This window comes from Tepidimonas sp. (genome assembly GCF_029335975.1).
In the GTDB taxonomy this organism is placed as follows: Bacteria; Pseudomonadota; Gammaproteobacteria; order Burkholderiales; family Burkholderiaceae_C; genus Tepidimonas.
In genome coordinates this window covers 1-11,197 of sequence record NZ_JARJMT020000054.1, presented here as the reverse complement: position 1 = coordinate 11,197, position 11,197 = coordinate 1, and the positions used below count along the sequence as shown (strand labels likewise).

Sequence of the window (11,197 nt, the reverse complement as noted above, 5' to 3'; positions counted from 1 at the left end):
ATCGCGCCGGGTGATGGGCAAGGTGGTGTTGCGCAACGCGCACTAGAATTGCAGCTTTGAAACGTCGCCAGGGGAGCCCTGAGCCGCCGCAACCGGCGCGCCATGGGCTGAGAGTGGGCGTGGGCCATGGGGGCCGACGACCAGACCCTGGAACCTGATCCGGTTCGTACCGGCGGAGGAAGTGCGACATGAATGCGTTGCCGATCGCTGCGGTGGGTGGGGCTTTGCTCGTCTTTTTGTGGGTGGGCCTGCGGGCCCGCGCGGCGGACACCACCCTCGACGAATACCTGACCGCCCGTGGCTCGCAGTCCGCGACCAGCTTGGGCCTGTCTTTTCTGGCCTCGGGGCTTGGGGCGTGGATTCTGTTCGTGCCACCGGAAATTGGAGCCTTCGTCGGCCCGGTGGCACTCGCTGGATATGCCGTTGGGGCGGCGCTGCCCTTTTTGGTGCTGGCGTGGTGCGGCCCCGCCATCCGGCGCCGTATGCCCGCCGGACGCAGCCTGACCGAGTATGCCGGCGAGCGCTTCGGAGGCGCAGTGCGCGGCTGGGTGCTGCTGCTGTCGCTGCTGTACATGCTGTGTTTTCTGACGGCCGAGCTGACCGCCATCGGCGCCATCGTGCCGCTGCTGACGGGGCAGGACGGGCGCTGGGCGGTGCTGGCGGTGGCCGCCGTCACGCTGATCTACACTGCCTGGGGCGGGCTGCGCGCCAGCCTGGCCACCGACCGCTGGCAGGCGTGGTTGCTGCTAGCGCTGCTGGCTTGGGTGGGCGCGGTGGTCGCCCATGCGCCGGCGCCAACGGCGGCTGCACCATCGGCGCCGGCCGCCGCCCCGTTGCCCGTGGGCCTGTCCGTGGCGCTCACCTTGGTCATTGCCGTCACGGCGGCCAATCTGTTCCACCAGGGCTACTGGCAGCGCATCTGGGCGGCCCACAGCGAGCGCGCATTGCACCGAGGGGCCTGGCTCGGCGCCCTGACGACCGCCGCTGCCATTGCGCTGGTGGGGGGGCTGGGGATGCTGGCGGCCCATCAGGGCCTTCCCTTAGGCACGCCACCGGTGCCATTTTTTGCGCTGGTGCAGCATGCGCCGGGCTGGATCGTAGCGCCGGTGCTGGCGCTGGCAGTGGCCTTGGTCGCGTCGTCCGTGGATACGCTACAAAACGGCATTGCCGCCGTGCTGGTCGCGCAGCACCGCCGAGCGTCGCTGGCCGCTGCGCGCTGGGCGACGGTGGTGCTGATGGTGCCGGTGATCGCCATAGCCTGGCAGGGTGTGTCGGTGCTGCGGCTGTTCCTGGTGGCCGACTTACTCTGCGCCACTGCGGTGATGCCGCTGCTGCTGGGGCTGTGGCCGCGCACGCCACGCCGCGCGGCGTCGCTGGGCATGGCCGCCGGGCTGATCGGTGCGGTGCTGCCTGGCGTGTGGACCACCGGCAGCCTGTGGCAGGGGCTAATGGCCGCCACCTTCCCGGCCAATGTGCCGACGCTGGCCCCATTCGCTGGGGCGCTGATCGCCTCCACCGCGGTGACGCTGACGCTGGCGTGGCTGGCGCCCACACGCGCCCGACCCCCTGGAGACTGACACGGCGCACCCCCAACCGGACGGGCCTGCCCGGGCTGGCGGACGGGCCTCAGGCGCGCGCGTCGCCCCAGCGCAGCGGACAGCGGTCGTCGCCCACATAGGTGGCGCGGCCATGGCGGTCGACGCAGTAGCTCGGTGAGACGATCATGTCCTGAAACAGCATGCCTGCGCCGATGCGCGTGTACTCGAACAGCACGCTGCGCTCCACGCGCGAGCCGGCGCGCAGATGGCTGCCGTGGCCGATCCACGCCGGCCCAACGATCGAGCAGCCCTCCTCCAGCCGCACGCTGGAGCCCAAATACACCGGGCCGGTGATCTGCACGCGGTCGAAGTCGATGCGGGTATTGAGCCCGACCCACACGCCCGGTCGCACCTCGGTGCCCGGCATGCGCAGATCGGCGATCTCGCCGCTGAGCACGCGCTGCAGCACCGACCAGTAGTCGCTGACACGCCCGATGTCGATCCAGTGAAACGGCCGGCTCTGCGCGTAGAACGGCAGGCCGCGCTCGACCAGCAGCGGAAACAGCTCCGCGCCGATGTCGAACACCCGCCCCGACGGCACCAGGTCCAGCACCGCCGGCTCGAAGATGTAGATGCCGGTGCTGGCCAGATTCGAGCGCGCTTCCTCGGGCCGAGGTTTCTCTTGGAACGAAACCACGCGTCCATCTCCATCGGCGACGACGATGCCATAGTTGTTCACCTGCTCCTGGGGCACTGGCAGCGTCACCACGCTGGCCAACGCCCCCTTGGCGCGATGTTCGGCCAGCGCTGCGGTGATGTCCAGATCGATCAGTGCATCGCCGCACACAACGATCGTGGTCTCGTCGAAAAAGCCGCTCATGTCCTGGATGCGCTTCATGCCGCCGGCCGAGCCCAGCGGCCGCGGCAGGATGTCGCCGTGCTCGTAAACGCCCTCGTACGAATAGCCAATCTCCACCCCCCAGCGGCGCCCGTCACGGAAGTACTGCTCGATTTTGTGGTGATTCCACGCGACGTTGACCATGATTTGGTGCACGCCGTGTGCAGCCAGCCGCTCGACCAGATACTCCATCACCGGCTTATCCAGAATGGGCACCATCGGTTTGGGCAGGTCTTTGGTCAGCGGACGCACGCGGGTGCCCTGCCCCGCGGCAAGGATCATGCCTTTGGCCATGTCAGTTAAAAACAAAACAAGGACCCGAAGGTCCTTGGTCGTCGAAGATATTTTTGGGGTGGCTGATGGGACTCGAACCCACGACAACCAGAATCACAATCTGGGACTCTACCAACTGAGCTACAGCCACCGCAGAAGCGATCATTATACCGCCGTTTCTGGGGTTGCCCCGTGGCTTTACTTGACCAGAATCTCGGCCTTGTAGCGCTGGCGCAAGGCCCCCAAGTAGGCCTGGGCCTCGCCCTCGCCCCACAGCCGGGCGAGTTCTTGCCGTTCGTTGAGCAGGCGCACCGCATCGGGGGCATCGCGCGGCGGTCCGCGCCGCACGCGCAGCACGGCCGCACCGTCGGTGCCCAAATCGACCAACACCCACGCGGGGACGTCGCCTTCCAGCCGGGCGCTCATCGCCGCGCGCACCGCTGTCGGTGGCAGACCCTGGGCGTCCTGGCGCGACACCAACACCGGCGTGCGCAGTGCCCATGCGGCCGGGGCCGTGGTGGACCATTGGGCCAGCGCGGCACGCGCAGCCTCCATGGCCGCCGCGCGGGCGCGCTGCTGGAGCAGGCGCTGGCGGACCTCGGAGACCACGGCTTCGAGGGGTCGTCGCTCGGACGGCCGGTGTGCCAGCACCCGCACGGACAGCAGCCGGTTACCATCCAGCTCGACCGCCGCGCTGTTTCGCTTCTGGGTCAGCGCCTCGTCACTGAAAACCGCGCGCAACAAAGCCGGCTCGCGCAACAACGCATCGGCCGCAGCCCCGACCGGGCCAGCGCGCTCGACCGTCGCCCGGCGCACCGTCAGCCCCAGGGCCTGGGCAGCCGGCGCCAGGCTGTCCGACTGCTCGTAGACCAGATTGCTGAAGCGCTCTGCGTCCTCGGCAAAGCGCCGCTGCGCGAGCTGGCGACGCAGCTCGGCCTCGAGGCGGGGGCGCGCCTTCTCGAACGGCTCGGCCTCGGGCAGGCGCACATCGGTGAGCTGGATGATATGCAGACCGAACTCGCTTTCCACGATGTCGGAGATCTGCCCCTTTTGCAACGCAAAGACCGCATCTTCGAAGGGCTTGACCATCGCGCCGCGGCCAAACCAATCCAGATCGCCGCCCTTGGCAGCCGAGCCCGGGTCTTGCGAGCGGGTGCGGGCCAGCTCGGCAAACCGCTGGGGATCGCGGCGCACCTCGGCGAGGATCTGCTCGGCCTCGGCACGGACGCGGGCCTTTTCGCCGGCAGAGGCGCCGGGCGACAGCAGCAGCAGGATGTGGGACGCGCGGCGCTGCTCGGCGCGCGAGGTATCCGCCACGTTTTGCTGGTAGTAGTCGCGCAGTTCGGCTTCGCTGGGGGTGATGCGCGCGGCGACGGCCTGGGGATCCAGGACCACATATTCGATATCTGCCTGCTCGGGCGTGCGGAATTCGTCCGCATGCTCGTCGTAAAACGCCTTGAGGTCGGCGTCGGATATTTGGATGCCGGATTGGTAATCTGCCGACCGGAAGTGGGCCAGCGCGACTTCGCGCCGCTCGAAAAACGCCTGAGCAGCCCAATCGGCTGAGGCCTTGGGAATGACGGCACTGTCCGCCACCGCCTGAGTGACCGCGCGGCGGGCGAGCTCGGCACGCACGCTCGCCTCGAACTGCTCGGCCGTCATCCCCTGGGCACGCAGCAGGTCGTGATAGCGCTGCACATCCAGGGTGCCGTCTGGTTTACGCAATGAAGCGATGGTCGGGTCGCGCAGCAGCTCAGCCGCCAGCCGGCGGTCGGTAGCCACCAGCCGCATGTCTTGCGCGGCGCGCGCCAGCACCCGTTCGATGACCAGGCGCTCCAGGGTCGCACGCCGGCTGTCCTCGCTCTCGAGCAAGGCGCGGTCCAGCCCGGGCAGCTGCGCCGCCAGGCGCTCGACCTCGCGCCGGTGCGCGGCATCCCATTCGGTGCGGGTGATGGGTTCGCCGCCCACCCGGGCCACGGGTTCGGACTGATCGCGAAACCGGGTGTAGCCCTCGATGCCGACGAAGACAAACGAGGGGATGATCAACAACATGAGCAGGGCCATGAGCACCTTCATGTTGTTGCGAAAGACGTCGAACATGACCTGCGCGCTTTGGGAAGGGTTGGTGGGTGCTGACGGGATCGAACCGCCGACCTACGCCTTGTAAGGGCGCCGCTCTACCAGCTGAGCTAAGCACCCGATCCGGTGACTGCCAGGAACTGGGCTCTGGCAGCCGGAGCGGTCATCCGTTAACGGCGTCTTTGAGCGCCTTGCCCGGACGGAATTTCGGCATTTTAGCCGCAGCGATATCGACCGTCTCTCCCGTCTTGGGGTTGCGACCCTTGCGGGCCGCACGCTCGTCTACCTGGAAGGTGCCAAACCCCACCAGCGTGACCTCGCCACCGCTGGCCAGGGTTTGAGAGACCGTGGCCAAAAAAGCGTCAAGCGCGCGCGCCGCCTGTTGCTTGGTCAACCCCGCTTGCTCGGCCATGTGATCAATGAGTTGTGCTTTGTTCATGTGCAAGACTCTCTCTAGAGCCGGCGAGGTCACCATTCACCGGCGCGAAAATGGTCTGTATTCTACCCACGCCGTTTCAAGCCCCCGCGCGTGCCACCCCGCACGACATCCCGGTCGGCTGCCGTTGAACTTGGTCGGGGGTCATCGGGCGCGGGCCCGAATCTCGGGGACCGCCTTGTTCAGGTAATACACCATGGACCAGACCGTCAGCACCGCAGCGGCCCAGATCAGCACCGTGCCCCACCAGCGCGTGTCGATGCCCATCACCATCCCGTCGTACAACAAAAAGGGGATCGCCACCATCTGCGTGGCCGTCTTGGCCTTGCCCACCATGTGCACGGCCACGCTGCGCACCGCGCCGATGGTCGCCATCCACTCCCGCAAAGCAGAGATGGCAATTTCACGCCCGATGATGATGAGCGCGACGAACACATGGACACGGTCCAGGCTGACCAGCTCCAGCACGCAGGCACAGACCAAAAACTTATCCGCCACGGGGTCCAAAAAGGCGCCAAAGGCCGACGTCTGATTGAGCCGGCGCGCCAGATAGCCGTCCGCCCAGTCGGTCAGCGCGAACACCACGAACAGCACCGTGGCCAGCATGTTTTGCGCTGGCTGCGCCAACCCAGGCCAATGAAACACGGCCACGATCAGCGGAATCGCGGCGATACGGGCCCAGGTCAGCAGCGTCGGCAGGTTGAAGAACATGACACCCGATTATGCGGTCTCAGCCGTGCAGGGCCCGGTAGATCGTCTCGGCCAGTTCGGAAGAAATCCCCTCCACCGCAGCCAGATCCTCCACACTGGCCGCCGCGACTCCACGCACCCCGCCAAAACGCGCCAGTAAGCGGGCGCGCTTCTTGGGGCCAACGCCCGGGATGTCCTCCAGTCGGCTGCCCCCCGTGCGGGCCTTGGCGCGGCGCGCGCGCATGCCGGTGATCGCAAAGCGGTGCGCCTCGTCGCGGATCTGTGCCACCAGCATCAACGCGGCGGAATCGGCACCCAAATAGATCTTCTCCCGTCCGTCGGCAAAGACCAGCTCCTCCAGACCCACCTTGCGGCCCTCGCCCTTTTCCACCCCGACCAGGCGAGCGATATCCAGTCCAAGCGCTGCAAATACCTCCCGCGCCGCATGAACCTGGCCCACGCCGCCGTCGATGAGCACCACGTCGGGCAGGCGAGCCTGGGCCTCACTGCGGGAGCGGGCTGTTCCAGGCGCATCCGAGGCCGCCGCGGCCACTGCCGCGTCCCCGCCGGCGTCCGCCCACGCCGCGGCCAGCTTGCCATAGCGGCGCTGCAGCACCTGGCGCATGGCGGCATAGTCGTCGCCCGGGGTGATACCCTCGATGGCGTAACGCCGGTATTGCGCGGGCTGCATCTGGTGACCCTCGAACACCACGCACGACGCCATGGTCGCCTCGCCTGCGGTGTGCGAGATGTCGAAGCACTCGATGCGCAGGCGCGCCAAATCCTCAGACGTCTGCGCAGGCAGGCCCAACGCCTCGGCCAGGGCGCGGGTACGCGCCTGTTGCGAGCCCTCTTCCGCCAGCAAGCGCGCCAGTTGCAAATCGGCGTTTTTCTGCGCCATCTCCAGCCACAGGCGCCGCTGCTCGCGTGGATGGAACACGGGCCGCAGCCGCACCCCGGTCTGCTCGGACAGGGCCGCCAGCAGCGCCTCGTCCACCGGCGCCCCGAGCACCAGCACCGGGGGCGGGGGTACCTGGGTGTAGTGTTGGGCCAAAAAGGCCTCCAACACGCGCTGCTCCACCGTGCCCGGCTGGTCCGGATCGGCCAGTGCCGCGCCGTCCTCCACATGCGCCGGAAAGGCAGGCCGATCCCCCAGGTGGCGGCCGCCGCGCACCATCGCCAGATTCACACACGCGCGCCCTCCCTGCACCCGCACGGCCAGAATGTCCACGTCCTGGTCGTCCAGACTTTCCATGCTCTGCTGATGCAGCACGCGCGACAGGGCCGCGATCTGGTTGCGCACCTCGGCCGCTTGCTCGAACGCCAGCCGTTCGGCGTGGGCAAACATGCGTGCCTCCAGCTCTGCCAGCACGGCCTGGCTCTGGCCGTTGAGAAAGGCGCTGGCCGCCCGCACATCGGCCGCGTAGTCCGCAGGCGACACCAGGCCCACGCACGGGCCGCTGCAGCGCTTGATCTGGTAGAGCAGGCACGGCCGACTCCGGTGGGCAAATACCGTGTCCTCGCAGGTGCGCAGGCGAAACACCTTTTGCAGGAGCTGGATCGTCTCCTTCACCGCCCAAGCGCTGGGATAGGGGCCAAAGTATTGGTGACGTCGATCCACCGCCCCGCGGTAGTACGACATGCGCGGATAATGGTCGGGGTTGGCGGCGCCGGGCGTGCGCCCTGCCGGGGGGTCGTCGGGCACCCAGGTGCTCGCGCTCAGGCGCAGATAAGGGTAGCTCTTGTCGTCGCGAAACAAAATGTTGTAGCGCGGCTGCTGGGTCTTGATCAGGTTGTTTTCCAGCAGCAGCGCCTCCGCCTCGGAGCGCACCACCGTGGTTTCCAGCCGGGCGATCTTGCCGACCATGTGACCGATGCGCGTGCCGTCGTGGGTTTTTTGGAAGTAGCTGCTCACGCGCTTTTTCAAATCGCGCGCCTTGCCCACGTAGAGCAGCGTGCCGGCCTCGTCGAAATACCGATACACGCCCGGCAGCGACGGCAAGGCCGCCACCGCGCGCAACAACTCATCCGAATGCACTGCTGACATGTCCGGTTCCGTTTTGCACTCCACCACCTTAGCCGCTGGGGACCACGATAGCTCGCACTGTACCGCGCCCGCCGTCGTGCGCCCGTCGGACAGCGCTGTCCCCCCACTGACCTGGGATGTGTTTTGCCATGTCATCGACAACTGGGGCGATGTGGGCGTCTGCTGGCGACTGTGCCGCCAACTCGCCGCGGCGGGCCAACGGGTGCGGCTGTGGATCGACGAGGCCGATGCGCTGGACTGGATGGCCCCCGGCGCACGCGCGGGGCGCGTGTCCGGCGTCCAGGTCCACCCTTGGCCAAGCCAGCGGAGCGAGCACCCACCACCGCACATGCCCCCAGCCGATGTGCTGGTGGAGGCATTTGGCTGCCATGTGCCCGACGCCTGGGTGGCGGCGCTGCTGCCACCCACAGGCCGCGACGGGCGGCCCACCGTCTGGCTGAATCTGGAATATCTCAGCGCCGAGCCCTGGGTCGCACGCAGCCACGGCCTGCCCTCGCCCGTGCTCAGCGGTCCGCTGACGGGACGCACCAAGTGGTTTTTCTTCCCCGGTTTTACGCCAGACACCGGTGGACTGCTGCGCGAGGCCGATCTGGGCGCGCGCCAGCAGGGCTTTGACGCCGCGCGTTGGCGCGCGGCATACGGCAGCCACGACGGGCCATGGGTCAGCGTCTTCACCTACGAGCCAGCGGCACTGGCGACGCTGCAGCGCCAGCCGGCGCTGGCTGCGGCACACTGGCTGGTGGCGCCCGGGCGCAGCGCAGTGCACTGGGGACGGCTTGGCACACCGCTGCCCGCTGCCGCGCGCGTCACGCACTGCGCACCGGTGCCGCAGGATGCTTTTGACGAGCGGCTATGGGCGTGCGACCTCAACCTGGTGCGTGGCGAGGACTCCCTGGTGCGCGCCCTTTGGGCTGGCCGCGCATTCCTGTGGCAACTCTACCCGCAGGACGATGGTGCCCACCACGACAAGCTGGAGGCCTTTCTGGCTTGGCTGGACGCCCCAGCGGACTGGCAGGCCTGGCTGCGGGCGTGGAATGGCATCCCTGGGCCCGATCTCCCCGCCTTGACGCCCACGCGCTTGGCACAATGGCAAGCCGCCGCACGCGCCACTCGCGACCGCCTGTGGGCGCAGGACGACCTCTTGACGCGGCTGCTGGCCTTCGTACACGAACGCCGCGCTAAAATTCGACGCTTGTCATTTGCGTCCACCCTTCGCCATTCATAATATATGAAACTCGCCCAAGAAATTCGCGCCGGCAATGTGATCATGCAGGGCAAAGACCCGATGATCGTCCTGAAGACCGAATACCAACGCGGCGGTCGCGGCGCCGCCACCGTGCGCATGAAACTCAAGGCGCTGCTCAACAACAGCGCTACCGAGGTCGTCTTCAAAGCCGACGACAAGATCGACAACATCATCCTGGACAAAAAGGAGTGCACCTACTCCTACTTCGCCGATCCGATGTATGTCTGGATGGATGCCGACTACAACCAATACGAAGTCGAAGCCGAGAACATGGGCGATGCGCTGAACTACCTCGAGGACGGCATGGCAGCCGAGGTGGTCTTCTACGAAGGCAAAGCCATCTCGGTGGAACTGCCGACGTCGCTGGTGCGAGAAGTCACCTGGACCGAGCCAGCCGTCAAAGGTGACACCTCGGGCAAGGTGCTCAAGCCGGCCAAAATCGCCACCGGCTTTGAAGTCATGGTTCCGATCTTCGTCGAGCAAGGCGACAAGATCGAAATCGACACACGCACCGGCGAATACCGCAAGCGCGTCTGAGGCCGCGACCCGCCACTGCGTCCGGGAAACATCCGGGCGCCGAGCGTGTGGCCAATTGGCCCCAGCGTGGGGCCTTTTTCATGCCTGAACCCCGACCGACGATGACACCCCCGGCCCACGACCCCGCGCACGACCTGCAGATCCGCCGCCTCGCCGACGCCAGCGTCGAGATGCACCTGTTGTCCGAGGACGGCACGCGCCCGCCGCCCGATGCCTACCGACTGGCGTTCGTCGACGCGGAGTTCTTGCTGCGGCGCGAGACACGCGGCATCCGCTTCCAGCTCGAGTTGCTCAAGCCCGATCTCGCGCAGGCCGACGCCGGCATCGAAAACACGATTGTCGTGTTTGGCAGCGCGCGCTTTCGCGAGCCGGCCGACGCCGAAGCCATCTGGCAACAGGCGCAAGCCAGCGGCGATGCTCAAGCGATCCGCCGCGCCGAGGCGCTGCGGCGCAACGCCCGTTATTACGACGAGGCGCGGCGCTTTGCCCAACTGGTAGCGGCCTACAGCCAGTCTTGCCCCACGGCGGACCAGCTCTACATCGTCACCGGTGGTGGGCCCGGCATCATGGAGGCTGCCAACCGCGGCGCACACGACCTGGGCGCGCCCAGCGTTGGGCTCAACATCCTGCTGCCGCACGAACAGACCCCCAACCCCTACATCACGCCGCAGCTGCGCTTCAAATTCCACTACTTCGCGCTGCGCAAAATGCATTTCATGATGCGTGCCAAGGCGCTGGTGGCTTTCCCTGGGGGCTTTGGTACGCTGGACGAGTTGTTCGAGGTGCTGACCCTGGTGCAGACCCGCAAGGCCAAACCGGTTCCGATATTTCTGTACGGAACCGCCTACTGGAGACGCCTGATCGACTTTGACGCGATGGTGGACGAGGGCGTGATCGCCCCCGAGGACCTGGAGCTGTTCACCTATGTGGACACGCCCGAGGCGGCTTGGGAGGGCATCCGCCAATTTTACGACCTGCCCGAGGCCTGCCCGGTGGACGGCTCCCCCGCGCCGTGAGCGAGCTGGCTCGGGTGGGCCGCGCCCGCGTCAGCGGTCTGCCGCGCGGCGTTCCGGCACGGCGTCGCGCGGAACCGGCGCTTTGGACGCCAAGCGCAGGTGCAGCGCCGCCTGCCCCATCAGGCTGGCGGACACCGGTGCCGTCACGAACACAAACAGCGTGATCAACAGTTCCGCGATGCCGGGCCGGCCATGTGCCAGCGTCACCAGCATGGATGCGATCAACACCCCCCCCACCCCCCAAGTGGAGGCCTTGGTCGGCGCGTGCAACCGCATAGATAAGTCGGGGAAACGGATCAACCCGATCGCCCCGACGCGCCGTAAAATCGACGCGACCAAGATCAGAACTGCAGCGAGGACTTACATTACTACCAACAAATTCGCACACAACTTACTCCGACACGACACCACGCGTGACCTAGCCGGCCAGCGACAAG

10 protein-coding genes, 2 tRNA genes and 1 riboswitch are annotated in these 11,197 nt (G+C 67.1%); of the genes, 4 read left to right on the top strand and 8 right to left on the bottom strand.

The annotated features are described in order from the left end of the window. The first annotated feature begins 59 nt into the window (after window positions 1-59). Window positions 60-199, top strand: a riboswitch (TPP riboswitch). Next, window positions 189-1,577 carry a sodium:solute symporter gene (locus tag P3W97_RS02880; protein ID WP_300843602.1) on the top strand — a complete coding sequence of 463 codons (1,389 nt, stop codon included), beginning with the start codon at window positions 189-191 and terminating at the stop codon, window positions 1,575-1,577. It overlaps the preceding riboswitch by 11 nt. Before the next feature lie 49 nt (window positions 1,578-1,626). On the opposite strand, the gene P3W97_RS02875 is transcribed toward P3W97_RS02880, so the two are convergent. The 7 genes from P3W97_RS02875 to uvrC all read right to left on the bottom strand — a co-directional run bounded on the left by P3W97_RS02875 (window position 1,627) and on the right by uvrC (window position 7,961). After that, a complete protein-coding gene (locus P3W97_RS02875; protein ID WP_300843601.1) occupies window positions 1,627-2,718 on the bottom strand; it encodes an NDP-sugar synthase in 1,092 nt (363 codons plus the stop codon). Window positions 2,719-2,784: 66 nt separating this feature from the next. Beyond that, window positions 2,785-2,860: transfer RNA gene (locus tag P3W97_RS02870), tRNA-His, on the bottom strand. Window positions 2,861-2,907: 47 nt separating this feature from the next. Next, on the bottom strand, window positions 2,908-4,809 hold the full coding sequence (locus tag P3W97_RS02865) for a SurA N-terminal domain-containing protein (RefSeq protein WP_300843599.1): 1,902 nt from the start codon (window positions 4,807-4,809) through the stop codon (window positions 2,908-2,910). Between the two features lie 23 nt (window positions 4,810-4,832). Next, window positions 4,833-4,908: transfer RNA gene (locus P3W97_RS02860), tRNA-Val, on the bottom strand. Window positions 4,909-4,951: 43 nt separating this feature from the next. Continuing rightward, complete coding sequence (locus P3W97_RS02855; protein ID WP_300843597.1) at window positions 4,952-5,227, bottom strand: HU family DNA-binding protein; 276 nt, start codon at window positions 5,225-5,227, stop codon at window positions 4,952-4,954. 141 nt (window positions 5,228-5,368) lie between these two features. Further along, window positions 5,369-5,935 (bottom strand): CDP-diacylglycerol--glycerol-3-phosphate 3-phosphatidyltransferase, encoded by a 567-nt coding sequence (gene pgsA, locus P3W97_RS02850; RefSeq protein WP_300843595.1) that lies wholly within the window; start codon window positions 5,933-5,935, stop codon window positions 5,369-5,371. 19 nt (window positions 5,936-5,954) lie between these two features. Continuing rightward, window positions 5,955-7,961 carry an excinuclease ABC subunit UvrC gene (uvrC, locus tag P3W97_RS02845; protein WP_300843592.1) on the bottom strand — a complete coding sequence of 669 codons (2,007 nt, stop codon included), beginning with the start codon at window positions 7,959-7,961 and terminating at the stop codon, window positions 5,955-5,957. Between uvrC and earP the strand changes: the two genes are divergently transcribed. The 3 genes from earP to P3W97_RS02830 all read left to right on the top strand — a co-directional run bounded on the left by earP (window position 7,960) and on the right by P3W97_RS02830 (window position 10,760). Further along, complete coding sequence (gene earP / locus P3W97_RS02840; protein ID WP_300843590.1) at window positions 7,960-9,186, top strand: elongation factor P maturation arginine rhamnosyltransferase EarP; 1,227 nt, start codon at window positions 7,960-7,962, stop codon at window positions 9,184-9,186. The two genes, uvrC and earP, sit on opposite strands and share 2 nt — an antisense overlap. A 3-nt stretch (window positions 9,187-9,189) precedes the next feature. Next, window positions 9,190-9,744 (top strand): elongation factor P, encoded by a 555-nt coding sequence (efp, locus tag P3W97_RS02835; RefSeq protein WP_300843588.1) that lies wholly within the window; start codon window positions 9,190-9,192, stop codon window positions 9,742-9,744. A 101-nt stretch (window positions 9,745-9,845) separates the two neighbouring features. Next, a complete protein-coding gene (locus tag P3W97_RS02830) occupies window positions 9,846-10,760 on the top strand; it encodes a TIGR00730 family Rossman fold protein (RefSeq protein WP_300843585.1) in 915 nt (304 codons plus the stop codon). Between the two features lie 30 nt (window positions 10,761-10,790). Here P3W97_RS02830 and mnhG read toward each other — a convergent pair whose 3' ends face one another. Continuing rightward, the gene (gene mnhG, locus P3W97_RS02825) at window positions 10,791-11,099 is read right to left on the bottom strand and encodes a monovalent cation/H(+) antiporter subunit G (protein ID WP_300843582.1); all 309 of its coding nucleotides are present in this window, start codon (window positions 11,097-11,099) and stop codon (window positions 10,791-10,793) included. Window positions 11,100-11,197: the final 98 nt, after the last annotated feature.